Annotated in this window: 24 protein-coding genes and 1 pseudogene; 11 read left to right on the top strand and 14 right to left on the bottom strand. The window is 74.3% G+C overall.

Translation table 11 applies throughout. The features are described 5' to 3' along the window. Positions 1–118 precede the first annotated feature (118 nt). Entirely contained in the window at positions 119–1,093 is a 975-nt protein-coding gene (locus AB0R04_RS09665; protein ID WP_363369613.1) for an NAD-dependent epimerase/dehydratase family protein, read from the bottom strand. Between the two features lie 108 nt (positions 1,094–1,201). Then, positions 1,202–2,551, bottom strand: coding sequence for a condensation domain-containing protein (locus AB0R04_RS09660; RefSeq protein WP_363369611.1), 1,350 nt, complete (start codon positions 2,549–2,551; stop codon positions 1,202–1,204). A gap of 246 nt (positions 2,552–2,797) precedes the next feature. Between AB0R04_RS09660 and AB0R04_RS09655 the strand changes: the two genes are divergently transcribed. Next, entirely contained in the window at positions 2,798–4,084 is a 1,287-nt protein-coding gene (locus AB0R04_RS09655) for an MFS transporter (protein WP_363369609.1), read from the top strand. A 97-nt stretch (positions 4,085–4,181) separates the two neighbouring features. Here the strand turns inward: AB0R04_RS09655 and AB0R04_RS09650 are convergent, their stop codons facing one another. Beyond that, entirely contained in the window at positions 4,182–5,024 is an 843-nt protein-coding gene (locus AB0R04_RS09650) for a methyltransferase domain-containing protein (protein WP_363369607.1), read from the bottom strand. Between the two features lie 338 nt (positions 5,025–5,362). Between AB0R04_RS09650 and AB0R04_RS09645 the strand changes: the two genes are divergently transcribed. Beyond that, positions 5,363–5,869 carry a DinB family protein gene (locus AB0R04_RS09645; protein WP_363369766.1) on the top strand — a complete coding sequence of 169 codons (507 nt, stop codon included), beginning with the start codon at positions 5,363–5,365 and terminating at the stop codon, positions 5,867–5,869. A 43-nt stretch (positions 5,870–5,912) separates the two neighbouring features. Here AB0R04_RS09645 and AB0R04_RS09640 read toward each other — a convergent pair whose 3' ends face one another. After that, the gene (locus tag AB0R04_RS09640; RefSeq protein WP_350883659.1) at positions 5,913–6,407 is read right to left on the bottom strand and encodes a hypothetical protein; all 495 of its coding nucleotides are present in this window, start codon (positions 6,405–6,407) and stop codon (positions 5,913–5,915) included. 183 nt (positions 6,408–6,590) lie between these two features. After that, the gene (locus tag AB0R04_RS09635; protein WP_363369604.1) at positions 6,591–8,168 is read right to left on the bottom strand and encodes a CehA/McbA family metallohydrolase; all 1,578 of its coding nucleotides are present in this window, start codon (positions 8,166–8,168) and stop codon (positions 6,591–6,593) included. A 199-nt stretch (positions 8,169–8,367) separates the two neighbouring features. Between AB0R04_RS09635 and AB0R04_RS09630 the strand changes: the two genes are divergently transcribed. Continuing rightward, positions 8,368–9,318, top strand: a complete 951-nt coding sequence (locus AB0R04_RS09630; protein ID WP_363369602.1) for a polysaccharide deacetylase family protein — start codon at positions 8,368–8,370, stop codon at positions 9,316–9,318. Between the two features lie 51 nt (positions 9,319–9,369). Here AB0R04_RS09630 and AB0R04_RS09625 read toward each other — a convergent pair whose 3' ends face one another. The 3 genes and pseudogenes from AB0R04_RS09625 to AB0R04_RS09615 form a co-directional block, all read right to left on the bottom strand. Next, positions 9,370–9,753, bottom strand: coding sequence for a barstar family protein (locus AB0R04_RS09625; protein ID WP_063346419.1), 384 nt, complete (start codon positions 9,751–9,753; stop codon positions 9,370–9,372). Between the two features lie 41 nt (positions 9,754–9,794). Then, positions 9,795–10,448: a 4'-phosphopantetheinyl transferase superfamily protein gene (locus tag AB0R04_RS09620; protein ID WP_363369600.1), complete on the bottom strand. Its 654-nt coding sequence runs from the start codon at positions 10,446–10,448 to the stop codon at positions 9,795–9,797. 47 nt (positions 10,449–10,495) lie between these two features. Then, positions 10,496–10,715: pseudogene (locus AB0R04_RS09615) on the bottom strand (hypothetical protein); the annotation flags it as partial. A gap of 19 nt (positions 10,716–10,734) precedes the next feature. Between AB0R04_RS09615 and AB0R04_RS09610 the strand changes: the two are divergent. Further along, on the top strand, positions 10,735–10,893 hold the full coding sequence (locus tag AB0R04_RS09610) for an SDR family oxidoreductase (RefSeq protein WP_363369598.1): 159 nt from the start codon (positions 10,735–10,737) through the stop codon (positions 10,891–10,893). Positions 10,894–10,918: 25 nt separating this feature from the next. Beyond that, positions 10,919–11,728 (top strand): SMP-30/gluconolactonase/LRE family protein, encoded by an 810-nt coding sequence (locus tag AB0R04_RS09605; RefSeq protein ID WP_363369596.1) that lies wholly within the window; start codon positions 10,919–10,921, stop codon positions 11,726–11,728. Positions 11,729–11,756: 28 nt separating this feature from the next. Here AB0R04_RS09605 and AB0R04_RS09600 read toward each other — a convergent pair whose 3' ends face one another. Continuing rightward, positions 11,757–11,963: a hypothetical protein gene (locus tag AB0R04_RS09600; RefSeq protein WP_363369594.1), complete on the bottom strand. Its 207-nt coding sequence runs from the start codon at positions 11,961–11,963 to the stop codon at positions 11,757–11,759. Between the two features lie 261 nt (positions 11,964–12,224). Here AB0R04_RS09600 and AB0R04_RS09595 point away from each other — a divergent pair, with 261 nt between their 5' ends. Then, a complete protein-coding gene (locus AB0R04_RS09595; protein ID WP_350880735.1) occupies positions 12,225–12,710 on the top strand; it encodes a cysteine/serine endopeptidase inhibitor in 486 nt (161 codons plus the stop codon). 85 nt (positions 12,711–12,795) lie between these two features. On the opposite strand, the gene AB0R04_RS09590 is transcribed toward AB0R04_RS09595, so the two are convergent. Together AB0R04_RS09590 and AB0R04_RS09585 are read right to left on the bottom strand one after the other, a co-directional pair. Further along, a complete protein-coding gene (locus AB0R04_RS09590) occupies positions 12,796–13,953 on the bottom strand; it encodes a serine hydrolase domain-containing protein (protein WP_363369591.1) in 1,158 nt (385 codons plus the stop codon). Between the two features lie 168 nt (positions 13,954–14,121). After that, complete coding sequence (locus AB0R04_RS09585) at positions 14,122–14,640, bottom strand: NUDIX hydrolase (protein ID WP_363369589.1); 519 nt, start codon at positions 14,638–14,640, stop codon at positions 14,122–14,124. Between the two features lie 353 nt (positions 14,641–14,993). Between AB0R04_RS09585 and AB0R04_RS09580 the strand changes: the two genes are divergently transcribed. The 5 genes from AB0R04_RS09580 (at position 14,994) to AB0R04_RS09560 (ending at position 19,458) form a co-directional block, all read left to right on the top strand. Then, positions 14,994–16,382: an FAD-binding oxidoreductase gene (locus AB0R04_RS09580; protein WP_363369764.1), complete on the top strand. Its 1,389-nt coding sequence runs from the start codon at positions 14,994–14,996 to the stop codon at positions 16,380–16,382. A gap of 139 nt (positions 16,383–16,521) precedes the next feature. Continuing rightward, on the top strand, positions 16,522–17,490 hold the full coding sequence (locus tag AB0R04_RS09575) for a DUF6528 family protein (RefSeq protein ID WP_363369587.1): 969 nt from the start codon (positions 16,522–16,524) through the stop codon (positions 17,488–17,490). A gap of 252 nt (positions 17,491–17,742) precedes the next feature. Beyond that, positions 17,743–18,078 (top strand): hypothetical protein, encoded by a 336-nt coding sequence (locus tag AB0R04_RS09570; protein ID WP_063346410.1) that lies wholly within the window; start codon positions 17,743–17,745, stop codon positions 18,076–18,078. After that, a complete protein-coding gene (locus tag AB0R04_RS09565; protein ID WP_363369585.1) occupies positions 18,075–18,647 on the top strand; it encodes a thioesterase family protein in 573 nt (190 codons plus the stop codon). Before AB0R04_RS09570 ends, AB0R04_RS09565 begins: the two co-directional genes overlap by 4 nt. Before the next feature lie 334 nt (positions 18,648–18,981). Further along, positions 18,982–19,458: a DUF2267 domain-containing protein gene (locus AB0R04_RS09560; protein WP_363369583.1), complete on the top strand. Its 477-nt coding sequence runs from the start codon at positions 18,982–18,984 to the stop codon at positions 19,456–19,458. On the opposite strand, the gene manA is transcribed toward AB0R04_RS09560, so the two are convergent. The 3 genes from manA to AB0R04_RS09545 form a co-directional block, all read right to left on the bottom strand. After that, positions 19,341–20,600, bottom strand: coding sequence for a mannose-6-phosphate isomerase, class I (gene manA, locus AB0R04_RS09555; RefSeq protein WP_363369581.1), 1,260 nt, complete (start codon positions 20,598–20,600; stop codon positions 19,341–19,343). The two genes, AB0R04_RS09560 and manA, sit on opposite strands and share 118 nt — an antisense overlap. Positions 20,601–20,624: 24 nt before the next feature. Next, positions 20,625–21,575 (bottom strand): ROK family protein, encoded by a 951-nt coding sequence (locus AB0R04_RS09550; protein ID WP_363369579.1) that lies wholly within the window; start codon positions 21,573–21,575, stop codon positions 20,625–20,627. 190 nt (positions 21,576–21,765) lie between these two features. Next, positions 21,766–24,807, bottom strand: a complete 3,042-nt coding sequence (locus AB0R04_RS09545) for a glycoside hydrolase family 38 C-terminal domain-containing protein (protein WP_363369577.1) — start codon at positions 24,805–24,807, stop codon at positions 21,766–21,768. Positions 24,808–24,863 lie beyond the last annotated feature (56 nt).

Raw genomic sequence — 24,863 nt, 5'->3', positions numbered from 1 at the left:
GGTGCTGGTGGGATCGTTCGGGGCCGACCATAGCGCGTGACACTGACAACCGGTCAGGACGGGGTGGCCGTCCGGCAGTCCGTCCTGACCGGTCGTGCTGTGCAGGGTCGGTGGTCGTTCAGGGCCTCGACCCCGTCGCTTCGGCCAGCACCCGGGCCTCCTGTTCGGGCGTGAAGCCGTGGTCGAGGGGCGGTTCGCCGCGCTCGCGGTCCCAGGCGAGCACGTCGGCGGCGGTGACCGCGAGCGGGGTCGCCGGCAGTCCGGCCGCTCTGGCCCGGGCGGCGCTGCGCTGCTGTCCGGGCCAGAGCGGCGTGGACCGGACCAAGGGGAAGAACGGCGGCGGCGCGCTCTCCGGCGGCACCGGGACGACCTCAACCTCGGTGCCCGCGACCTCGGCGCAGGTGGCGATCAGCCCGCCCAGCGTGGTCGGTTCGGCCGGGCCGACGGCGTGGAAGGCGCCCGCCCGGTCGTCCTGGAGCAGCCGGACCACCAGCCGGGCCAGGTCGCGCACGTCGACCACCTGGACGGGCTGCTCCGGCCGCCCCGGCAGCGCGATCCGCCCGCCCCGGGCGGCCCGGCGCGCCCAGTAGGTGAGCCCGCGCTGCTCGTCGTGGGGGCCGGCCACCTTTCCGGGGCGCACGATCGTCGCCCGGTCTCCGTAGCGGGCGGTGACGTCGTCCTCGCAGGCGACCTTGAGCCGGCCGTACGTCTCCTCGGTGAGCTGCTCGGCGTCGCGCAGGGGTGCGCGGCGCGGGGCGGACTCGTCCGAGCCGGGGGCGAGGCCGGCGCGCTCGTACACCGCGTGGCTGGAGATGAACAGGTAGCGGCCGACCCGGTCGCCGAGCGCGTCCATGGCCTGGCCGACCTGGCGGGGGCGGTAGCCGCTGACGTCCACCACCGCGTCCCAGCGGCCGCCGCGCAGGGCGGTGTAGTCGCCGGTGTCGCGGTCGCCGATCAGGTGGGCGGCGGCGGGGAAGAGACCGGGGTTGGTCCGGCCGCGGGTGAACAGGGCGACCTCGGCGCCGCCGCGCAGGGCGTCGTCGGCGATCGCGCGGCCGACGAAGGAGGTGCCGCCGAGGAGGAGGATCCGCATGGGCCCAGCGTAGCGGCGGGGCCAACGGGCCCGGGGGGAGCGGCGGATGGCGGGTAGGCGCCGGAGGGCGCCGCGTGGTGCACGGTGCCCTCCGGTCTCGGGGCACGCCTAGGTTGCTTCGAGGGTGCGGGCCTCGGTGAGGATCAACTCCTCGATCCCGTACAGGAAGCGCTCCATCGCCGGGCGCGGGAGCACCGCGGGGTCGGCCGTCATGGTCAGGCTCAGTGCGCCCGGGGACTGCAGTGCGTCCAGGGCGTAGGTCAGGCCGGGGCGGGGCTCGAACTCCACCGGCCAGGTCAGGGTGGTCTCCTCGCCCGTCCCGGTGTCGGGGGAGGCGGCGACCAGCTCGCGGGTGTCGTTGAAGATGCAGGACCGGTCCGCGAGCGGGACGCCCTCGGCGGCGAGCCGCCGGATCTCGGCCTCCAGCCGGAGCTTGTCGTAGTAGGCGTGGCGGTAGGCGCCGATCGCGGCGGCGTTCGTGCGCCGGACGACGTCCCTGAACTCGGCGGTGGCGTCCGGGAGGTGGAACAGCCCGTCGCCCGCGACCACGCTCACCGCGTTGGTCAGTTCGGGCAGGAAGCGGTTGTTCACCACGACGTTCAGCACCGCCTCCGTCGAGCCCGACAGCCGGGCCGTCATCGCCGCCGTCGCCGCGAGCAGCACCGAGGAGGACGTCACCCGGTGGGCGGCCGCCACCTGGTCCACCGCGCGGGGCAGCGCGGGGGAGCGCAGGACGGCGTTCGGGAACCTGGCGCCCGGCGTGGCCGGCTCGCCGGGCGGGGGGAACATCCGGGCCGGGGCCAGCCGGAGCTTGCGCAGGAACTGTTTGCGGGCGCCCTCGTCCCGCCGCCGACCGCGCTCCGAGGCCTGGAACTCCGCCTCCTCCAGCGGCTGTTGGGCGGGCTCGCGGATCTTGGCCAGCTCGTCCGGCGAGGTGCCCTGGCAGAGCGCGGTCAGGTCGGCCACCAGGCGGTTCATCCCCGTGCCGTCCACCGCGGTGTGCGAGAGCACCAGGCTCACGTACCGGGCCGATCCGCCCGCCTCCACCACGCCGACCCGGATCGGCCACTGGGTGGCGGTGTCGAACGGCAGTGCCGCCAGCTCCTCGTGCAGCCGCGCGCCCGCCTCGACCGGATCGGCCGGCTCCGCGCAGTGCCGCACCTCCACCTCCAACCGGCCCTCGGGATCGACTACTTGGTGCAACCGGCCGGCCTCCCCCGGCATCATCCGGGTGTGCAGCGAGTCGTGCAGATGAAGCAGGTGCTCCAGGCCGGCGAGCAGGACGGGCAGCGGCAGCCCGGGGTCGAGCGGCGCCGCTGCGGCGATGTTGTAGCGCGGCGCGTCGGCCGGGGTGAGCCGGCTCAGGACGTCCCAGATGGCCTGTTGGCCCCAGGTGGCAGGGCCGGACCCGGCCCGGCCGGACGAGAAGGCGATCTCCAGCAGTTGACGAGTGGTCACCGTGTGGCTCTCCGATGTGGCGGTGGATCGTGACGTCGTGCCGGTGCGTTGGGAGCGCGGATGCTGCTGGGGAGAGTGTGGCGCACGGCCCGCCCGCCGTCGAGGTCCGGAGCCCCGGGGGGGGCTGGGGCCGGGGCCCGGCGGGTGTGCGCCGGGGCTTCCGCATCTATCTCGACGTGAAGTATCTTGATGTCGAGATTGATGTCGATCATGCAACGGGGGCCTGCCATGCGGGGGAACGGACTGATGGCGCAGCTGCGGAAGCCGCCGGGCGGGCGCGACGCGCGGATCATGCTGCTGGCGCAGTGCGTCGACCGGACCGGGAGCGGGGTGTGGGCGGCGGCCTCGGTGCTGTACTTCACCTACGTGTGCGGGATGGACGCCCGGCAGCTCGGCGTGCTGCTGGGTGTGGGCGCGGCGGCGGGGATCGCCGGGTCCCCGCTCGCCGGGCGGGCGGCCGAACGGCTGCCGGTGCGGTGGCTGCTGATCGGGTGCCACCTGCTGCGGATCGGGACGATGGGCCTGCTGCTGGTCGTCGACGACTTCGCCACGCTGCTCCCCGCCGTCGCCCTGACCTGCCTGGCCGAACGGGCGGCCAAGACCCTGGAGATGCTGTTCGCCACCCGGATCGCGGGCGAGCGGCGCGGCACGTACCAGGCGCTGTTCCGCAGCGTGGCCAACGCCGGGTACGCGCTCGGTGCGGGCATCGCGGCGATCGGCCTGGCGATGGGCACCACGAACGCCTACCGCGTGCTGATCGTGGCCAACGCACTCTCCTTCGCCCTCGCCGCCGTCCTGGTCTGGCGCACCCGGGAGCCGGCCGGGCGCGGCCTGGTCGCGGCGGCCTCCGGGGAAGAGCCCGCCGCCGCCCCGGGGGCAGCTCCGGCGGCCGCGCCGAGCCCCTGGCGCGACCGGGGCTACCTGCTGTTCGTCGCGCTGGACATGCCGCTGAACCTGGACGACTCGATCCTCAACGTCGGCCTGCCGCTCTGGCTCGTCCACCACACCGGCGCGCCGCACGCCGTCGTCCCGGTCTTCCTGATCCTCAACACGGTGCTCGTGGTGCTCCTGCAACTGCGCGTCTCGGCGCGGGCGCAGGGCCCGCGCGGGGCGGCCGCGGCGGTGGGCTGGTACGGCCTGACGCTGCTCGGCTGCTGCCTGCTGACCGCGCTCGCCACCGGCGGCGGGCCGTGGACGGCCTCGCTCGCGCTGCTGGCCGCGGCGATGCTCGTCACGCTGGCGGAGCTGATGCGCTCGGTGAGCTCCTGGGAGCTGGCGGTCGTCCTGGCGCCCCCGGGGGCCCAGGCCTCCTACCTGGGGGTGGCCGGGATGGCCCAGTCGGTGCAGAAGTCGGTGGGCCCGCTGCTGCTCACCGGCGTGGTGATGACGGCCGGTCCGGCTGGCTGGCTGGCCCTCGGCGCGGCGACCGTCGGCCTCGGCGCGCTCCAGCGCCGGGCCAGCCTGCGCCGGCTGGCGGCCCTGGCCGGCCCGGCGGCCGAGCCGTCGCCGCGGGTGGGGGCGGCGGTCGGCTGATCCGGCGCGTCGCGGCCGACGGGCGCCCTCCGGGCCCGGAGCGGGCGGCGGAGGGGGCGTCAGGGCCTCGCGACGTACCGGGGGGCAGGATGGCTCGTCAGATCGGCTGGCGGGCCGTTTCTGCCGGCCCGGGCCGGGTGGCGGTGACGACGTGGTAGTCGAGGAGGCCGCTGCGCCAGGCGGGGAGGAAGTTGCGGCTCCAGTGACCGGGAGGGACGACGTCGGTGAGGTAGCGGTCGAGGCCGGGCCAGACGGCGTCGCCGATGGACTCGGTGGTGATGGTGGTGAAGCCGGCCGCGGTGAGGTCGCTGGTGAAGGCGGCGAGGGGGTGGGGGACGTCGAGGCCGTCGGCGAAGCTGGCGAGGAGGATGCTCAGGCGCTCGGTGATGTCCGGTCCGGCGGCGGCGAAGAAGGTGGTCACGACGAGCCGGCCGCCCGGGCGCAGGACGCGGGCGGTCTCGCGGGCGAAGCCGGTGAGTTCGCGGAAGTGCTGGGCGGCCTCGACGGAGTAGACGCCGTCCAGGGAGCCGTCGGCGAACGGGAGTTGGTTGGCCGATCCGAAGGTGTAGGCCAGCCGATCGGGGTAGGTGGCCAGGGCTTTGGCGTTGACGGCGCGGGCGCGCTCGATCTGGTCGGGGTGGATGTCGACGCCGGTCACGCCCCCGAACCGGAACTCGCGCAGGGCGAGCGCCGCGCCGAGTCCGCGCCCGCAGCCGACCTCGGCCAGCCGCAGCCGCTCACGTGGCTCCGCGAACTCCCGCAGGACCCGGCGGTAGAGCTGCTCCTGGCTGTGGACCCGGTCCTCGGTCGTCGGGGCGGTGAGGTCCATGTCCTGCCAGTAGCCGAAGTTGATGAATCCACCGGCGAAGCTCGCGGCCTGGGACAGATCGCCGGCACCGTAGGTCCGGCGTACGGGGGCGGGGATGTGGTCGTGGCTCATGATGGTCGGTCTCCCGGTGTGTGATGTACCCGGTCTCGGCGGTGGAGTGACGACCCCGGACCGGGGGCGCTGAACGTGCTGCGTGACGATGTGGCGGCGCTGTGACCGGCACCGCGGTGCTCGGCGCCCGTCGGGCGCGCCGAGGTACGTACCCAAACCGGTGGTGATCCGAACACGGTACGTGATGGACCCCGGTCCGGGGCGGGAAAGGGGCGCGGAGGTGGCCCGGGGGGCTCGGAACGCCGCCGCACTACCGGGGGCGGCTACCCGGCGCGGACGGCCGGTTCGCTACAGTCCGCGGGGATTCCCGAGGGTTTGAGGAGAGCGACACCGTGAACATCCCTGACCAGCGCCCCGCACCGCCGATCAGCGGCGGGGAGCGCGAGATGCTGCGCGGCTTCCTGGACTTCCACCGGGCGACCCTCGCCCTGAAGTGCGAGGGCCTGACCGACGAGCAGCTGCGCCGGCGCTCCAGCCCGCCGTCCACCCTGACCCTGCTCGGGCTGGTCCGGCACATGGCGGAGGTGGAGCGCACCTGGTTCCGCAGGGTGATCGACGGCGAGGACGTCCCGCTGGTCTGGTCGCCGGACGGCGACTTCCAGGCCGCGTACGACGCCACCGGCGCCACCCGGGCCGAGGCCTTCGCCGTCTGGCAGGCCGAGGTCGAACACGCGCGCCGCATCGAGCGCGCCGCCGAGACCCTCGACGTCACCGGGTACCAGGCCCGGTGGGAAGCCGAGGTGTCGCTGCGGCTGGTGATGCTGCACCTGATCCACGAGTACGCCCGGCACAACGGGCACGCCGACTTCCTGCGGGAGGCGATCGACGGGGTGGTGGGGGCGTAGCCGTGCGCGCCGGGGTGCCCGGGCCTCGGGCACCCCGGCAGGGTCACCAGCCGAGCAGGTGGGTGCGGCGGGTGAGGGCGGCGAGGATGGACTCGGCGGCGCCGGCGGGGGTGAGGGAGCTGGTGTCCAGGGTGTGCGGGCCGGGGACGGCGCCCGGAGTGGGCTGGAGGACGACGAGGTGGAGGGCGGCGCCGGTGGTGCGGCTCTCGCGGCGGAAGGTGTCCAGGGTGGGCGGGGCGGCCGGGCACTCGACGATGACCTGGTAGCCGCCGGTCGCGTAGGCGAAGGCGGCCTGCGCGGCGGCGGCGAGGGCGGTGGTGTTCTGCCGCTCGGCCTCGGGGAGGTGCGGCGGGAGCTGGCCGCGCCGGATGACCCGCAGGAAGTCGTGCGCACGCAGGTGGACGCTCGGGTGCAGCTCCTCCGCGAGCCGGCTCGCGACCGGGCTCTGGCCGGCCCCGGCCGGGTCGACGAGGACGAGGACGCCGCCGGCGCCCCGGCCGCCCCCGAGCTCCGGCCCACCTACGGTCGTACGGTTCACAGCTGCTGATCCCTTCGCGGGCCGGGGACGGACGGGTAGCCGGGGCGAGGCGGTCGGAGTGCGGAAGGGCCGGCCGGCCCGGATACGGACAGCCGACCGCCTCGTCCCTACGACTGGTGCTTTCGGGGATCAACCTAGTCCACGCCGGTGCCCCGAGTCGTCCCCACTCCTGCTCCGGACGCCTCAGCGGTCCTCGACGCGCAGCACGATCGGGTTGGTGAGGGCCGCCATCGGGCCCCAGGGGAGGTCCGGGCCCATCGCGTTGCCCTTGCCGGGCGACCCGTCCGGCTTCGGGTGGCGGACCTCGGCCCGGACGTAGGCGGCGAGCGAGGCGGTGGTGCGCCAGACCACCGTGCCGGAGCCGTCGGCGGGCAGTGACTCCTGGTGCAGCTGGCCCTCGTCGGTGAGGAGGCGGACCGTCCCGCCGGGGACGCCGGAGACGGTGAGCCGGACGTCCAGCGGGGCGTCCGCCGGGACGGCCAGCTCCTCGCCGATGCCGGCCCGGCGGCCGTGCCCGGTGACGGTGAACTCCAGCTGGACGGCGGCGGATTCGGCGAGCCAGCTGCGCCCGTCGCGCAGCCCGTCGAGGATCGCGTCCCGGGTGAGGTCCTCGGCCAGGACGACGTTGTGCGGGGATCCGATGACCTGCGGGGCGCTGTGCGCGTCGCTGTTGCCCAGGGCGGGCAGCCAGGAACGGCCCTCGCGCAGGGCGACGGCGAGCCGGCCGTCCCAGGTGTCGACCGCGGACTCGTCGTCGTACGTCCAGGGCCCGTTCCACACCTCGACGCCGTCGGCCTGCTCGTAGCCGAACTTCCACTGGCAGGCGACGTACGGGCAGTACGGGTGCGCGGGCACCACCAGGCCGCCGGAGCGGTGGACCTGACGGACGAAGCGCGGGTACTCCTCGTCGCGGGAGCGGTAGCGCCAGTCGACGAACTGGCCCGCTTCGAGGCCGAGGGCCAGCCAGTGGCCGTTGCGGGTGGTGATCTCCTCGCCCGGGATGATCAGCAGGTCGGGGCCGGCCAGCGGGCCCCAGACCGCGTGCGAGGAGCTGGTGTTGTGGTCGGTGGAGACGATGAAGTCCAGGCCGGCCGCGCGGGCGCCGGCGGCCACCTCCTCCGGGAGGCGCCGGCCGTCGGAGTGCACGGTGTGCAGGTGGCAGTCGCCCCGGTACCAGGCGCGGCCGCGGCCGCGGGCCCGCTCGGACGGGTAGTGCGGGGCGAACGCCGGCCCGGGGGCGCCGAACCGGAGGGTGATCTGCACGTGGTAGTCCAGCCCCTGCGGCGCGATCTGGTAGGGGCCGAGGGCGAGGTGCCAGGTGCCCGGGTTGATCGGGCCGGGGAGGTAGCCGGGAGTCGCGGCGTCGCGGGCGAGGCTGAACTCGGTGCGGAAGCCGCCGGACCAGCCGCGGAAGCCGGGGCCGCCGAGGTCGGTGCCGCGTTCGTCGAAGATGCCGATGTCGCAGGAGTTGCCGGGCGTGCCGACCGGGACCGGGGGCTTGTCGTAGCCGTAGCTGACGGCGATCTCGCGGACGCCGGCGGGGACTTCGACGGGGAGGTGGACGAAGTCGGGGGCGCCGGTGGGGAGGTGGCCGGTGAGGGTGAGGGTCCGCTCGGTGCCGGGGGTGCCGGGGGCGCCGGGTGCGGAGGCGGCGGCGGGGGTGGTCGCGGCGAGGCCGAGGGCGGCGGCGGCTCCGGTGGTGAGGCCGGTGCGGAGGAGGTCGCGGCGGGCGGGGTGTGGGGTGTCGTGGTCGGCGGGCATCGGGTCCTCCGGGTCGGGGCGGGCGGGTCCGTTCGGCTCCTTACCCGTGGCGGTGAATCAGGGGTGAGCCGGGGCCCACGGGCGGGGGGCGAGTCGGTGAAGGGGGTCGGCGTCGGCCGGGTCGGCGAGTTGCGGGCGATGACGATTAGTCCGTTCATATTCATAACGAGCGGATCGGGTCATCGCGGAGGAGACGGGTGTGGCACTGAGTCGGCGGGCGCTGCTGGCGGCGGTGGCCGGGAGCACGCTGGCGGGGTGCGGGTCCTCGGCGGGCGGCGGGGCGGCGGCCCCGGAAGCCCCGGAGGCCCCGGAGGCCGAAGCGGAGGCCTCCGGGGCCTCCGGGGCCTCGGCGATATCGGAGGCGACGCCGTCGGAGCCCCCGACGCCCGCCCCGTCCACCCCGACCGCCCCGACCGCCCCGACCGCTGCGACCGCGCGCCGGGAGCCGACCCGGGCCGAGCTGGTCGCCCGGTACGGCGGCACCGCGCCGAAGGAGTGGGGGATGGAGGTCACCGGGGTGACCACCAAGCTGCCCGCCGGCGAGAGCGCGACGGCGCTCACCTTCGACGCCTGTGGCGGCCCCGGCGGGAACGGGTACGACGCCGACCTGATCGACTTCCTGCGGAAACGTTCCGTCCCCGCCACGCTCTTCCTGAACGCCCGCTGGATCGACGCCAACCCGGACGTGTTCGAGAAACTCGCCGCCGATCCGCTCTTCGAGATCGGCAACCACGGCACCGTCCACCGCCCGCTCTCGGTCACCGGCCGCTCCGCCTACGGCATCGCCGGCACCGGTGGCGTCGGCGAGGTGTACGACGAGGTCGCGGGCAACGCGCACAAGCTCGCCGGGCTGCTCGGCCACCCGGTGCGGTTCTTCCGCTCCGGTACCGCGCACTACGACGACGTCGCCGCCCGGGTGGTCGCCGACCTGGGGGAACGCGCCGCGGGCTTCACGGTGAACGGCGACGGCGGGGCGACGCTCAGCGCCGCCGAGGTGCGGCAGGAGCTCGCGGCGGCCCCGCCCGGGGCGATCGTGATCTGCCACATGAACCACCCGGGCGGCGGCACCGCCCCCGGGGTGGTGGCGGCGGTGCCGGGGCTGCTGGCGGCGGGGCGGCGCTTCGTCCGGCTGTCGGACGTGCTGCGGTGAGGTGCGGGGGTGGCGTGCTGCGGTGAGGTGCGGGCGTACCGCGCTGCGGCGTTAGGCCAGCCGGAGGCCTCCCGGGTGCTCCTCCTCGATGATCCGGACCAGCCAGTCGAACACCGTCGGCCCCTTGCCGGCCCGGGCGGCGGCGAGGTCGGCGCGGACGTGCTCGCGGTTGGCGGGGTGGCAGTGGGCCAGCCGCAGTTCCAGCTGGCGGACCGTCTCCGGGTAGCCGAGGTTGCGCCGGGAGACCGCGTGGTCGCGCCACTCGATCAGGTAGTCGCCGTCCTCGGGGGTGCCGTAGCCGCCGCGCAGGCAGTCGGCGAAGGCGTCGAGGTTCCGGCCGAAGTAGCCGTCGCTGCCGATGGTCTCACCGACCACGTCCCAGAAGTCGTCCAGCGTGTGGATCCGGGTGCCAGCTATCACATAGGTCACGGTCACGGGGTCGAGGATATGCCGAGTGCGGTCGCCGGTGCGCCGGACTACCGGGCGACCGCGATGGCGGTGGCGAGCAGCCCGTCACCGACGGCCCAGCGGCCCTCGAAGCCCTCGATGCGGCGGCCGTTGACGTTCGGGCCGGGGACCAGCAGGCGGGCGGTGAAGGAGCCGTCGGGGGAGAGGACCAGGTCGGCCTCGCTGAAGTCCAGGAACTGCTCGGTGAGCGGGAACCACGCCTTGTACACGGACTCCTTGGCGCTGAACAGGATGCGGTCCCACGGGGTGCCGGGGTGCTCGGCGAGCAGTTCGACGATCCGCTTCCCCTCCTCGGGCAGCGCGATGACGTCCAGGACGTCGTCCGGGAGCGGCAGGGCGGGCTCGGCGTCGATGCCGACCGAGGCGAGGTCGCCGGAGCGGGCGACGGCCGCCGCTCGGAAGCCCTCGCAGTGGGTGAGGCTGCCGACGACGCCGTCGGGCCAGCTCGGGGCGCCGCGCAGGCCGGGGACCAGCGGGCGGTAGGGGATGCCGAGGCGGGTGAGGGCGGTGCGGGCGCAGTGGCGGACGGTGGTGAACTCCCGGCGGCGCTTCGCCACCGCCTGGACGACGGCGGCCTCCTCGGCCGGTTCCAGCCGGGCCTCCGGCGGGTCGTCGTAGGACACCTCGGTCACGACGGCGTCCGGCAGCAGGTCCCCGATCACACGCTCCCCCTCGGTCGGTGCGCGGACGGCCGCCGCGCGGATCGAGCCTAACCCGGGTGGGGGTGGTCCCGGCGGGCCTTCCGGGGAAGATCCACCAGGGCCACCGGCACGCCGGGGCCACCGGGCAGGTAGGTGACGGAGTGCAGGCCGCCGGTGCAGCGGAGGGAGCGGTGGCGCTCGTACACCGGCCAGGACACCGGGGACTTGCGGTCGACGCCGACGCCGATGCCCTGGAAGGGGGGCCGTGCCGATCAGTTGGTGGACGGATCCGCGGCCGAGCGCCGCGATGCTACGGTCGTCCCCACTGGGGCGGTTCGGCAGTGCGGCCGAGGTCGCGCGGGTGGTCGGCTTCCTGGCGAGTGAGGAATCCTCGTTCATCAGTGGTGCCTGCCTCGCCGTGGACGACGGACTGACCGCGATGCTGCCCGAAGCCCTGCTGCGCTGACACCTTGTTCGAGGAGGGCCCCGCTGTGCGTGCCGAACCGGTCGCCGACACACCGTACCTGGAGCTGGGCGAGGGCCCGCTGTGGGACCAGTCCGCGCAACTGCTGCGCTGGATCGGCATCCCCGACCGGCGGGTGCTCACCCTGGACCCGGCCTCGGGCGCGATCGGCTCGCTCGAACTCGACGTCACCCCCGGCACCTTGATGCCGTACGGCGACGGCGGACTGATGCTCGCCACCGAGCGCGGCTTCGAACGGCTCGACCCGGCCACCGGCCGCACCACGCTGGTCGCCGCCGTCGAGGCCGACCGCCCGGACCGCCGGATGAACGACGGCAAGACCGACCCGTACGGCCGGCCGGTCGCCGGCTCGATGGGGCGGGGGGAGCCGCGCGAGCCCGGATCGCTGTACCGGCTGGAGCGCGACGGCGGCGTCCAGGCGATCCTCGGCGGGCTCGACATCCCCAACGGCCTCGCCTGGCCGGAGCCCGACCGGCTCTGGCACATCGACACCACCACGCGCCGCATCGCCCTCTACCCCTATCCCGAGCACGGCCCCCTCGGCGAGCGGATCCGCACGCTCGACGTCTCCCACCTGCCGGGTTACCCGGACGGCATGACGCTCGACGCCGACGGCAACCTGTGGGTGGCGTTCTGGGACGGCTGGGCGGTCCGGTGCCTCTCGCCGGAGGGCGAGGTGCTGGCGTCGGTCGAGCTGCCGGTGCCGCGCGTCACCAGTTGCGCCTTCGGCGGGCCGGACGGGCGGACGCTCTACATCACGTCCGCCCGGTCCGACCAACAGCCGCTCTCCGGCGGCCTGTTCAGCGTCCGGGTCTGACGGGGCCGGATTTGAAGGGCCCGCGTCCCTACTGCCCGAGCAGACGGGCGAAGTCCAGCCCGAGGCTGCCGAGCACCGGCAGCGCGCCGAGGTCGGTGACGGCGCCGACGGGGATGCTGTAGCCCTGGTTCACCGCGCGGGGCGCGGGTACGGGCACGGGTGCGGCGTTGGCGGGTGCGGCGGCGGCCGGGATCAGGGCGGCGCCGAAGAGCAGGGCGGCGAGTGCGGTGCGCATGGGGCGGGGCCTCCGGGGGTGGGCGTGGTGGCCTGTCAACACCCTGCGGCGCGGTGCGGTCACGTATCTTCGCCCCTTCGGCCGTATTGGTAAAGATTCCTGACTTGTGTTCATGTCAACATGTCGGCGGTCTGGACCATGCCGCCGTCGGGCGTATACGTTCTCTTCACTCGGACGGACATCGGGCGGTCTCGCTGAAGTCCCCTGCGGCTTCGGCGACTTCTGCCTGTCATGTCCATGGCTAGAGAACCGGAGGGAACCATGCGCGCCATCAGCAAGAACCTCAGGATCCTCGCGGGCGCCCCGCTCGCGGCCGCCGCCCTCATCGCCCTCACCGCCGGTACCGCCAGCGCGGCGATACCGATCAACACGCCCATGGCCGGCAAGGCCACCTACTACAACGACGCCGGCTACGGCGCCTGCGGCACCCAGATCAACGCCTCCAACCAGATGCTCGTCGCGGTCTCCCACACCTGGTGGACCAGCGCCAACCCCAACAACGACCCCCTGTGTCAGGGCATTTCGGTCAAGGTCAGCTACCAGGGCAAGACCGTCACCGTTCCGGTCAGGGACAAGTGCCCGTCCTGTGACGCCAGCCACCTCGACCTCAGCCAGCCCGCCTTCGCCCAGCTGGCCCCGCTCGGCCAGGGCGTCATCAACGGCCTCACCTGGCAGTTCGTCAAGGCCGGCCTGAACGGCAAGACCGTCGAACTCTCCGAGCCCGTCACCGGATCCACCATCGGCTGAGACCGCGGATGAGCGGCCGTGCCCGCCCCGTGACGCGGGGGCGGGCACGGTCGTCGCCCGGGGTCCACTCTCGCGTCTGACCGCCTCAGCGGCAGAGCGCGGCGTCGACGGCGTCGGCGACGCGCTGCTTGACATCGGCGGAGGGCAGGGTGGTGACGGCGATGTCGGCGGCGCGACCGTCCTCGGTGACACCACCGCGGGTCGCGTAGCCCGGGAGCGTGCCGCCGTGGCCCCAGTACACGCCGCCGCAGGACAGCGGGCGGCTGGCGAGCCCCAGCCCGTACCGGCCGCCGGGGCCCATGTACTCGGCGGGGACGGTGACCTGCATCTGGGCGAGCTGGGCCGGGGCCAGCAACTCGCCGCCGAGCAGGGCACGGAAGAAGCGGTTGAGGTCGCTGTTCGTGGAGACCAGGGCGCCGGCCGTCCAGGCCCAGGACATGTCCTGCTCGGTGACGTCCAGCGGCTGGCCACCGGGCTCCTCGGTGACGTAGCCGTGCGGGTGGCGCTCGTGCACCGTCATGTCGCCCTGGGCGGGGAAGTACGTGTGGCGCAGGCCGATGCGGTCGATGACCCGGCGGGTGATCTCCTCGCCGGCGGGCCGCCCGGTGACCTTCTGAATGATCAGACCGGCGATCAGGTAGCCCGTGTTGCAGTACTTCCAGCCCTTGCCGGGCTCGAAGTCGGGCTTCTGGGCGAGCGCGAGGTCGAGCAGGTCGCGGGGCTCGTGGTACTGGGAGAGGCTCTGGTCGGGCAGGAAGTGGGTGTAGTCGGGCAGGCCGCTGGTGTGCTGGAGGATCTGATGGACGGTGATCTTCCGCCCGTCGATGCGGCTGCCGTCGGCACCGGTGCCGCGCACGAGGCCCGGCAGGTAGGTGTCGAGGGAGGCCTCCAGATCGACCTTGCCCTCGGCGACGAGCTGCAGGACGGCGACGGCCGTGAAGGACTTGGTGTTGCTGCCCGCCCGGACCTGCCCGTCCACGGGCACCACCGCGCCGGTGGCCAGATCGCCCACCCCGGCCGTGTAGGTGCGGGCGTGCCCGTTCCGATCCCGCACGGTGGCCAGCGCGCCGGGCACACCATCCTGCCGGACCAGCGCGTCGAGCCGCTGCTGGACGACGTCGGCTCGGAGGCCCGCCGCCTGGGCTGCCGGCGCGGCGGCCACGCCGAACAGCAGGACGCCTGCGGCGACGGCCGCTGCGCTGAGCCGGAATGGTCGAATCCTGTACGGCGTGGACGGGTTCACGGAGCGTCTCCTCTCGCCGGGCCGGCGCGCCCGGGACCACCAGGGCACCACGCGGCACCGGCGACGGTCGTCCGCGCGCAGGAGGAGCGGGGGTCGGAGCCGTGGTCCTGGCGGCCTACGACCTGCGGGGTATGAACTGCGATCCAGCCGTTGGTGTGTGACGGTGAGTCAGAGCTGCCATGGCTCCTCCCCGTCCCGCAGGTAGCGGGTGCGGCCGTCGGCGAGTGCGCGGAGTGCGGCTTGGAGGCGGGTGTGTTGGCGCGCCCGCAACCGGGCAGCCACCTCGGGTGCTGGGAGGAAGAGTGCTTCGGAGAGTTCGTCGTCATGTGGACGGACGTTGGCGGCAAGGGCGGGGGCGAGGGTTCCGGCGTCGAAGATGAACGCGATCTGGTCGTCCCAGGGCCCGTGCGGTGCCACCCAGTCCACGACGAGGAGGGCACGGACGGCGATGTCGAGGCCCAACTCCTCGCGCAGCTCCCGCACGGCTGCCTGGTCAGGGGGTTCGTTGGCCTCGGCCATGCCGCCCGGCAGGTCCCAGCCGTCCTTGTAGGTCGGGTTGACGGTCAGGATGTGGCTGCTCTCGTCTCGCAGGATGACGTCGGCCGAGACACGCTTGCGGGCCTGCCTGGCGTTGCCTTCGGAGAGGTAGGCGTTCCAGGCTTCGGTGTCGGTGGGTGCGGGCCTCACGATGAACCTCCCCGAGGTGACGGGATGATGTCGGCGAGTAGCAGGAGCCGGATTCTGCTCGCTTCGTCGAATCGTGTCAGGTATTCACGCACCGGGCCGTACTCCCGGTGCCTGCCCAGAAGATCGCCCAGGCCGTCCAGTTGTCGGGCGACGCGAGCTTGGCGAGGCTGCGGAGGATGGGGGTGCGGGTCGCGGAGTTCATGCCGGGGCGTGCAGCTGGATGCGGGTGCTGGAGCTGTTGGCGGTCTGACAGGGTGGCTGGCCGGGCGGGGGGATCTTGGCAGTGTGGGGGTGTTCCGGCGTGACCGGTGCGGCGTAGCGTCCGGGCAGGTCGGCGACGGGTGTGGGAGGTTCTGGTGGCGGTCAACGGCGAGGTGTCGTTCTGGTACGCGGCGAGTGGGCTGCCGGAGCCGGGGCCGGCGTTGCCCGGGAGCGCGGATGTGGACGTGTGCATCGTCGGCGGCGGGTACACCGGGCTGTGGACGGCGTACTACCTGAAGAAGGCGGAGCCGTCGTTGCGGATCGCGGTGCTGGAGCGCCGGTTCTGCGGTTACGGCGCCTCGGGGCGCAACGGCGGGTGGCTGTACAACGGGTTCGCGGGCCGGGGCGCGTTCGCGAAGCGGTACGGCCCGGGTGCGGCGGCGGCGATGCAGCGGGCGATGGACGAGGCGGTCGGGGAGGTCGTGGACGTCGCCGCCGCCGAGCGGATCGACGCGCACATCGTGCGCGGCGGGGTGCTCGAAGTCGCCAGGAACAGAGCCCAGTTGGAGCGACTCAAGGCTTTCGCCGCCGCCGAGCGGGCGTACGGCGAGGGCCGCGTCGAGCTGCTGGGCGCGAAGGAGGCCGCCGACCGGATCGCCGTCGCGGGCACTCTCGGCGGCACCTGGACGCCGTACGGTGCACGGATCCAACCGGCGGAGCTGGTACGCGGGTTGGCGCGGGTGGTGCGGGATCTCGGGGTGGCGGTGCACGAGGGGACGGCGGTGACGGCGATCCTGCCGGGCACCGCGTACGCCCGGCCGCGCGCGGTGACGCCGCAGGGCACGGTGACCGCCGAGTACGTGCTGCGCGCCACCGAGGGGTTCACGGCCGGCCTGCGCGGCGAGCGGCGGACCTGGCTGCCGATGAACTCGGCGATGATCGCCACCGAGCCGCTGCCGCCCGCCTTCTGGGCGGACGCGGGCTGGCAGGGTCGCGAGGTGCTGGGCGACTTCGCGCACGCCTACATGTACGCGCAGCGCACCGCGGACGACCGGATCGCGCTGGGCGGCCGGGGTGTGCCGTACCGGTTCGGCTCGCGGACGGACGCCGACGGCGGCACCCAGGTGGAGACCGTGCGCCAGCTCCGGCAGATCCTGAACCGCTTCTTCCCGGCGGCCGCGAGCGCCCGGATCGACCACGCCTGGGCGGGCGTGCTCGGCGTGCCCCGGGACTGGTGCGCCACGGTGGAGCTGGACCGGGCGAGTGGTCTCGGCTGGGCGGGCGGGTACGTCGGCAGCGGGGTGACCACGACGAACCTGGCGGGCCGGACCCTGCGCGACCTGGTCCTCGGGCGGGACACCGGGCTGACCGGGCTGCCCTGGGTGGGCCACACCGTGCGCCGCTGGGAGCCCGAGCCGCTGCGCTGGATCGGGGTGCACGCGATGTACGCGGCCTACCACGCGGCGGACCGCCAGGAGGAGGGCGGACGGGCCACCACCTCGCCGATCGCCCGCGTCGCGGACGTCGTCTCCGGGAGGTAGCGGCGCGGACGGCGGCGAGCACGCCGGACGGTGGCGAGCACGGTGGCGGATCCGCCACCCCGGATCCGCCACCGTGATCGCCACGGCCGTTCGGACGCTCCACCGTGCAAAGCGGCCCGGGAGCAAGCACGGTGGGGGCGTGCTGAGGAGAAGGCCGGCGGCCCTGTGCGCCCTGTGCGTCCTGCTGTTCTGCGTGCCGGCGACCGGCGCGCAGGCCAGGTCGCCCGGGTGGGCGGTCGTGGTGGTGGACCAGGAGTCCCGTAGCGTCCTGGTGCTGCAGAGCGCCGAGGAGCTGATGGCCTACCGGGGCCCGGGGCGGCTGCCGGTCGTGTGGGGCTGGAGCGCCGACCGGGCGGCCGGGCTCGCGGACCTGACGCCCGCGCGGAGCTGGGCGAATCCGGACGAGGCGAAGAGCCGGGTCCGGCAGGGCCGGCGCTACCTGCTGACCACCGCCTCCGGCGGCCTGGCCGCCGTCGTGGACACCACCACCGGCGCGACGCGCTGGGCGGCGGACCTGGGCGGGGCGGCCAATCCGCACAGCATCGAGCTGCTGCCGGACGGCAACGTCGCGGTCGCGGCGAGCGGTGGCGGGTGGGTGCGGCTGTACGCGGCCTCGCAGGGGCCGCGTGCCACCGCCCACGCCGGCTACCCGCTCCCGGGCGCGCACGGCGTGCACTGGGACGGCCGGACGGGCCTGCTCTGGGTGCTCGGCGACGACGTGCTGACCGCGCTGCGGGTGGGCGGCACCCCGGCGGCGCCCACCCTGACCGCCGTCCGGTCGACGCCGCTGCCCGACCCCGGCGGGCACGACCTCGCGCCGGTGCTGGCCGAGCCGGGGCGGTTCTGGGTGAGCACGCTGACCGGCCTGTGGCGGTACGACCCGGCGGCCGACCGCTTCTCCGCCGTGCGGCTGGACGACCCCGCAGCCGTCCGGGACGTGAAGAGCGTCGGGGACGAGCCCGGCACCGGACGGCTGCTGACCGTGGCCCCCGACCACAGCGGGCCGTGCTCCTGGTGCACCTCGGTGATCACCCTGCACCGGCCGGACGGGACGCGGATGCTGCGGGGGACGCACCTCTACAAGGCGAGGTGGTGGGGAGGCTGGTAGCAGATTTTCGACGTGCAGGTGCCGGTTTCGGGGTTCGGGTCGGCGATGCCACCCGTTCTGCCGACGGCATTCGGATGATGGGGCATATTGTGTACCCCGGCAAACTACTCCAATAGAAGTGAGTTTCCCGTCGCCGTCCGTAAACCATCCGTCCACCGTGTCGGCTGGGATAGCGTCGAAGGCGTCGGGGGGCCGACACCGATTCGGTGTATTCGAACACCAGCTACCGGGCCGTAATGGCCGGATTGAGTCATGGAGAAAAACGTGTCGAATTTGATGCCGGAAAACATGCCGGAGAAAATGCCGGACACCGTCGACGACCTGCAGCTCGCGGCGGAATCGCTGGCCGCTTTCCCGGCCCGGGGCGCGGCCGGAGGCGCGGATGTCACCGAGCGTCTCGCGGCGGTCGCCGAACTCTGCCGGTCGGTTGACGCGGTGCTCGACAGCCTGGTCGTCCAGGTCGCCGCGGAAGCGGCCGAGGAGGGTTGGACGGCGGCCCGGATGGCGGCCGAACAGTCCGGTTACTACGCCAGGTTGCGCCGGGCACTGCTCCCCGCCGCGACCGGCGCCGGGCTGACGCAGCAGTGAGCGCGCTGCACCCGGGCGTGCACGTGCTGTCCTGCCCCACCCGGTGGAGCGACGTCGACGAGAACGGGCACATCAACAACGCCCGGCTGGTCGGCTACGTCCAGGAGGGGATTTACGACATGTTCTGCCACCACGAGACCGCCGTCCGGGACGCCCTGTTCCCGTCCGGATTCATTATCGCGCGACACGAGATCGATTTTCTGGAGCAGTTGTACCACCGGCCCGAGCCATTGTCGGTGCAGTTGACGGTTGAACGGATCGGGCGGAGTTCCACGCATATCGTGGTGGATGTCTGCCGTGACCCGCTGACGTTTATGCGGGCCAGGACCGTGGTGGTCGCGCGGGATCGTGAATCCGGCCGCTCGCGCAAACTCAGTTCGAACGAGCGGCGTTTTCTCGAGGCGTTTATGCCGGACGAGGTGCGGGCCCCCGCCGTTCCGGCTGTGCCCGCTGTGCCCACCGCGCCGGCCGTGCCGGTCACGGCGCCGCCGCCGCAGCGCGTGGCGGCCCGCACGGGTGCCGCGCTGCCGCACCGCACCCGCAGACGGTGTCGGGCCTCGGCGGCCTGACACCCGGGCCCCTGGTGGCCCCGCGCCGGGCAGGGCGCGGGCCGGCGACGTGATCGACAACGGCGTCGATCCGTCCGGCCGGTCTCCCTGCCGCCGTGCCGCCGTGCCGCAGTACGCTGAGCAGCACGGGTACCGGCGAACCCCAGGCGGTCACGGGCCGTGACGGCGCAGCCGACCGGACCTCGCCGCCACCAGCCGTCCGCCACGGGCCGTCCGCCACCATCGGGCCACCGGGCCACCGGGCCACGGATCGTCCGCGCGAGGGCCGGCGGCTCTCGGCCTCCGGCTTCCGGACGGAACGCAGCCGGTCCCCGCCGACCGGAAGGAGGACGCGATGACCATCTCCCCGGAGGACTTCCGCGCCCGCGTCGTCGACTGCGGGGAGTACCCGAGCGAGGCGGAGGCGGAGCACGCCATCCGGGTCGTGCTCGCACTGCTCGGTGAGCACCTGGTCGGGGCCGAACGGGCCGAGCTCGCCGACGCGCTGCCCGAGGCGTACGCCCCGCTGCTGCGCGATGCCGGGCCCGCCGCCGGACCGCTGACCGCCGAGCGCTTCGTGCGCGGTGTGGTCGGCTGGATCGACGGCGCGACCGAGGCGACCGGGCCGTGGGACATCGGGGCCGTGCTCGGCACCCTCGCCGACCTGGCCCCGGGGGAACTGGTCGACCGTGTGGTCGAGCAGCTCCCGGACGGCTACGACCTGCTGTTCGGCCACCCGGTGTCGGCCTGGGCCGGCGCGCCGGTGGTGGCCCGGAACAGCTCCGCACCCCGGCCGGTCAGCTCGACCGGTCCGGCGCCCGGCCGCAGGTAGGCGGACGCGCCCCGGGGGAGGTCGAGGTCCGCGAAGCCGGGGGCGTGCAGTCGGGCGTGGCCCTCGACGCACAGCAGGATCTGCGGGGTGGGCAGCTCGGCGCGGACGGCGGCCGGGCCGGGGCGCAGCCGGGAGAGTCGGAACTCCTCGGCGGGGGAGGGGAATTCTTCCTCGAACCGGTCTCCTGGGAGCGCCGCGAGGACATGCGGTTCACCGGTGCGGAAGGACGTGACCGCCAGCAGTCCGTCGACGTCGACGTGCTTGGGGGTGAGCCCGCAGCGCAGCACGTTGTCCGAGTTGGCCATCAACTCCACACCCACGCCCCGGAGGTAGGCGTGTGGCACGCCGGCGTCCAGGTAGAGGGCCTGGCCCGCCGTGAGCCGGACGTGGTTGAGCAGCAGCGCGGCGATCAGGCCCGGGTCGCCGGGGTACTGCGCGGCGGCGCGGGCGTAGCCGGCGCAGGCCTCGGCGAACGGGCCGCCCTCGGCCGCGAGCCGGTGCAACGCCCTGGTGACGTCGCCGAGTTGGGGGCGGCTGGGCCGGTCCTCGGCCAGGACCCGGCGCAGCAGCGCGGGCAGGACCTCGGCGGCGGGCTGCGCGCGCAGGTCGTCCGCCCAGGGGGCGAGCAGCGGGACGTCGAGTGCGTCCAGCAGCCGGGCCGTGTCGGCGGCCGGGCGGAATCCGCACAGTGCTTCGAAGTCCCCGAGGGCGCAGATGAGTTCGGGCTTGTGCCCGGGGTCCTTGAAGACCCGCTCGGGTGCGTCGAGCGGGACCCCGCGGGCCTCCTCGGCCGCGTACCCGGCCGCCGCCTGGGTCCGGGTCGGGTGGACCTGGAGGGAGAGCGCCCGGTCGGCGGCCAGCACCTTGAACAGGAACGGCAGCGCCGGGCCGAACCGCCCCACGGTGTCCGGCCCGAGCATGGCGTTCGGGTATCGCTGGATGAGTTCGTCCAGCGGCTGCGGCCCGCCGGCGCCGTCCGGAGCCAGCAGCTCGGAGGGCGCCGACGGGTGTGCGCCCATCCACAGTTCGGCCTGCGGGGCGCCGGTCGGCGCGGTGCCGGTCAGTGCGGGGATGGCGGTGGGCGAGCCCCACGCGTACGGGCGGACCGGGTTGTGGAGCAGGGCGAAGGGCGGGAGCGACATGGCGCGGCCTCCGAGGGGTTCGGGTCAGCGGCAGAGCGCGGCCGCGCCGATCAGCCCGGCATCGGTGCCGAGTTCGGCGCGGCGGACGTCGAGGCCGCGGATGTAGGACAGCGTGGCGTAGCGGTCGAGGTGGCGGGCGAGCGGTGCGAACAGGACGTCGCCGGCGGTGGCGACGCCGCCGCCGACCACCACCCGGTCGAGGTCGACCAGGGCCGCGGTGGCGGCGATCCCGGCTGCGAGAGCCTGGGCGGCGCGGTCGAAGGAGGCGAGCGCGACCGGGTCGCCCGCCTCGGCGCCGGCGGCGACGGCCCGCGCCGAGCGGTCCTCCCCGGCCGGGCGCCAGCCCTCGGCGAGGGCCCGGCGGGCGATCGCGGTGCCGCTGGCGAGGCCCTCCAGGCAGCCGCGCGAGCCGCACGGGCAGGGCTCGCCGTCCAGGTCGACGGTGATGTGGCCGAGGTGGCCGGCGTTGCCGCTGGGGCCGGGCCGGACGGCGCCGTCGAGCACCAGCCCGGCGCCGACCCCGGTCGACACCACCAGGCACAGCGCGTTGGCCGCGCCCCGGGCGGCGCCCTGCCAGTGCTCGGCGGCGGCCATCGCGACGCCGTCCCCGGCCAGGTGGACGGGCGGCCGCCGGGCGGCCACCGCCGGGTGCGTGGCGACCTCGGCGACCAGCGGGAAGTCGCGCCAGCCGGGGATGTTGACGGGGCTGACGGTGCCGGCGGCGAGGTCGACCGGGCCGGCGCTGCCGATCCCGACGGCCGTCACGGCGGCCCAGTCGGCGGTGCCGGCGAGCCGGTCCAGCACCTCGTGCACGACGGCGAGCACGGCCGCGCCCGGCTCCCGGGCCGGGGTGGGCAGTTGGAGCCGGTGCCGCAGCCGCCCGTGGCCGTCGACCAGCGCCCCGGCGATCTTGGTGCCGCCGATGTCCACGGCGGCGAACAGCGGGGTGGCGGCGGGCGGCGGGGTGAGGGTCATCGCGGCGGGCTCCAGGCGGGTTCGGGCGGGGGTGGCGCCCCGGCGGGCGGGCCGGGGCGCCGATCAGCGTAGTGCGGCACGCGGGACGCGGCGGGCGGGGGTGCGAGACCCCCAACGGCAAGGCTCCGAACGGCAGGGCCCCCAACGGCAGGGCCCCGGATGGCAGGGCCCCGCCGTCAGTCGGCCGTGCTCAGCCCGCCGCGCTCAGGCGCAGCGTGACCAGCTCGAACGGCCGCAGCGCCAGCCGCACCGCGCCGTCCTCCACGGCCACCTCGCCGCGGGTGCCGTCCCAGGGCCGCTCCAGCAGGTCGCAGGGGACGGCGCCGGCCAGCGGGTAGGAGGTGGTGAGCAGGCCACGGGCGCGGCCGCCGCCGGCCTCGTAGACCCGGACGATCAGGTCGCCGCTGCGGTCGTCGGCGAGCTTGACCGCGCTGACCACCAGCGCGTCGTTGTCGAGCCGCACCAGCGGCGCGACCTGCTCGGCGCTGCCGGTGACGCGCCGCTCGGGCAGGCCGATCCGGTAGCCCTCGCGGACGGCGTCGCCGATCGCCGCGCCCGGGACGAGGGCGTGCCGGAAGCGGTGCAGGCCCTGGTCGGTCTTCGGGTCGGGGAAGCGGGGCGCGCGCAGCAGCGAGAAGCGGACGGTGGTGGTGGTGCCGCCGTCGGTGTCGCGCACGGCGCGGGTGACGTCGTGGCCGTAGGTGGAGGCGGTGACGAGGGCGACGCCCCAGCCGGGCTCGTCGAGGTGGACGAAGCGGTGGTTGCAGGCCTCGAACTTGGCGGCGTCCCAGCTGGTGTTGGTGTGGGTGGGCCGGTAGAGGTGGCCGAACTGGGTCTCGGCGGCGTACCGCTCGGTGTGCACGTCCAGCGGGAACGCGGCCTTGAGGAACTTCTCGGTCTCGTGCCAGTCGACCTCGGTGTCGATGTCGAGCCGCTGCTCGCCCGCCCGCAGGGTGAGCGTCTGGACGACGGTGGACGAGCCGAAGGAGCGCGCGACCCGGACGGTGGCCTGGTCGGGGGCGGAGAGCGCCGTCAGCGCGTCCACGGCGGTCAGGTCGGTGACAGTGTTGCGGTAGAACTGGTCGACGTCCCAGGCGTCCCACATGTTGGGGAAGTCCGGGTGCAGTTGGAGCAGGTTGGCCCGGGTGCCGGGGGCGACGCTCTCGCGGCCGCTCGCCACCTCGACCACCGACGCCACCAGGCCTTCGGCGTCCACGACCACGTCCAGCAGCCCGTTGCGCAGCAGGAAGCCGCCCTCGGGCCGCTCGACGACCTCGCAGACGCCCGCGCCGAACACGGCCGGGGCGGCCCCGCCGGCCGGGACGGCCGAGCGCGGGTGCGGCGCCGAGTTGAACACCAGCTCGTGCCCGCCGGCGGTGTCCCCGGCGAGGGCCTGCTGGGCGCCGTCGATCAGCGAGTCCAGCTCCGCGGCCAGCGCCGCGTACGTCGCCTCGGCCTCGCGGTGCACCCAGGCGATGGAGGAGCCGGGCAGGATGTCGTGGAACTGGTGCAGCAGGACGGTCTTCCAGATCCGGTCCAGCTGCTCGTACGGGTAGGCCGCGCCGGTGCGCAACGACGCGGTGGCGCACCAGAGTTCGGCCTCGCGCAGCAGGTTCTCGCTGCGCCGGTTGCCCTGCTTGGTCTTCGCCTGGCTGGTCAGGGTGGCCCGGTGCAGCTCCAGGTAGAGCTCGCCGACCCAGACCGGCGGGTTCGGGTACTCGGCCTCGGCCTTGGCGAAGAACTCGGCGGGCTTCTCCCAGCGGACGGTGGCCGAGCCCTCCAGGTCCTTCATCCGGCCCGCCTTGGCGACCATCTCTCGGGTGGTGCCGCCGCCGCCGTCGCCCCAGCCGGTCGGGGCGAGCGAGTGCCGGGCCACTCCCTTGTCCTTGAAGTTCCTTGCAGCGTGGGCGATCTCGCTGCCCTTCATGGAGCAGTTGTAGGTGTCCACGGGCGGGAAGTGGGTGAAGATCCTCGTCCCGTCGATGCCCTCCCAGAGGAAGGTGTGGTGCGGGAACTTGTTGATCTGGCTCCACGAGATCTTCTGCGTCAGCAGCCACTTGGAGCCCGCGTTGCGGATGATCTGCGGCAGGCCGCCGGTGAAGCCGAAGGTGTCGGGCAGCCACGCCTCGTGGTTCTCCACCCCGAACTCGTCCAGGAAGAACCGCTTGCCGTGCACGAACTGCCGGGCCATCGCCTCCGAGCTGGGCATGTTGGTGTCGGACTCGACCCACATGCCGCCGGCCGGGACGAACCGGCCCTCCGCCACGGCCTTCTGCACCCGGGCGTACACCTCGGGGCGGTGCTCCTTGATCCAGGCGAACTGCTGCGCCTGGGACATGGTGTAGAGGAAGTCCGGCTCGTCCTCCAGCAGCGCGGTCATGTTGGCGGTGGTGCGCGCCACCTTGCGGACGGTCTCGCGCAGCGGCCAGAGCCAGGCCGAGTCGATGTGCGCGTGGCCGATCGCACTGATCCGGTGCGCGGACGGCACGGCGGGCGCGGCCAGCACCCCGGCGAGCTCCGAACGGGCGGCGGCCGCCGTGCCGTTGACGTCCTGGAGGTCGATCGCGTCGAGCGCCCGCTCGACCGCGCGCAGGACGTCCCAGCGGCGGGCGCCGTCCACCGGCAGCTCGGCCATCAGCTCGCCGAGCACCTCCAGGTCGATCACCAGCTGCCAGACCGTCTCGTCGAAGACGGCGAGGTCCATCCGGGTCAGCTTGTACTGCGGCTGGTCGCCGGCGGTGTCCTTGTCGCCCAACTCGGTGGGCAGGAAGGGGTGGTAGTCCAGGATGACCGGGTTGGAGGCCGCCTCGACGTGCAGCAGCACCTGCTCGCCGCCGGCCGCGGGGGCGGCGACGCGCACCCACTGGTTCTGCGGGTTGAGGCCCTTCACCGGGGTGCCGTCCGGGCGGTAGACCAGGCCCTCGCACTGGAAGCCGGGCATGTTGGCGTCGAAGCCGAGGTCGATCAGCGCCTCGACCGTCCGCCCGGCCCAGGCCTGCGGCACGGTGCCGGTCACGGTGATCCAGCTGGTGCCCCACGGCGCGCCCCAGGCGTCGCCGACCGCGATCGGGGTGCGCGGCGCGGCCAGGCCCTCGGCGACCGGGACGGGCTCGCCGGGCGCCGTCCAGATGCCGACCTCCAGCGGGACGGACTCGGGGTAGACGGCCGGGCGGATGCGCTCGTCCAGGACGCGCTTGAGGCGGGACTCGACCAGCGTGCGGTCATCGTGCATGTCAGCGGGCTCCGTTGCGTGACTGAGGGGCGTGTCTGAGGGGCGTGAGTGAGGAT

This window comes from Kitasatospora sp. NPDC056731 (genome assembly GCF_040687675.1).
GTDB lineage: Bacteria > Actinomycetota > Actinomycetes > Streptomycetales > Streptomycetaceae > Kitasatospora.
This window is presented reverse-complemented; position numbering and strand designations above follow the sequence as displayed.

Bases quoted from the DNA above. Each gene is read 5' to 3' on its own strand.
- AB0R04_RS09665 (WP_363369613.1), bottom strand. From the start codon at position 1,093: ATGCGGATCCTCCTCCTCGGCGGCACCTCCTTCGTCGGCCGCGCGATC.
- AB0R04_RS09655 (WP_363369609.1), top strand. From the start codon at position 2,798: ATGGCGCAGCTGCGGAAGCCGCCGGGCGGGCGCGACGCGCGGATCATG.
- AB0R04_RS09650 (WP_363369607.1), bottom strand. From the start codon at position 5,024: ATGAGCCACGACCACATCCCCGCCCCCGTACGCCGGACCTACGGTGCC.
- AB0R04_RS09635 (WP_363369604.1), bottom strand. From the start codon at position 8,168: ATGCCCGCCGACCACGACACCCCACACCCCGCCCGCCGCGACCTCCTC.
- AB0R04_RS09610 (WP_363369598.1), top strand. From the start codon at position 10,735: ATGCTACGGTCGTCCCCACTGGGGCGGTTCGGCAGTGCGGCCGAGGTC.
- AB0R04_RS09600 (WP_363369594.1), bottom strand. From the start codon at position 11,963: ATGCGCACCGCACTCGCCGCCCTGCTCTTCGGCGCCGCCCTGATCCCG.
- AB0R04_RS09595 (WP_350880735.1), top strand. From the start codon at position 12,225: ATGCGCGCCATCAGCAAGAACCTCAGGATCCTCGCGGGCGCCCCGCTC.
- AB0R04_RS09570 (WP_063346410.1), top strand. From the start codon at position 17,743: ATGGAGAAAAACGTGTCGAATTTGATGCCGGAAAACATGCCGGAGAAA.
- AB0R04_RS09560 (WP_363369583.1), top strand. From the start codon at position 18,982: ATGACCATCTCCCCGGAGGACTTCCGCGCCCGCGTCGTCGACTGCGGG.
- manA (WP_363369581.1), bottom strand. From the start codon at position 20,600: ATGTCGCTCCCGCCCTTCGCCCTGCTCCACAACCCGGTCCGCCCGTAC.
- AB0R04_RS09550 (WP_363369579.1), bottom strand. From the start codon at position 21,575: ATGACCCTCACCCCGCCGCCCGCCGCCACCCCGCTGTTCGCCGCCGTG.
- AB0R04_RS09545 (WP_363369577.1), bottom strand. From the start codon at position 24,807: ATGCACGATGACCGCACGCTGGTCGAGTCCCGCCTCAAGCGCGTCCTG.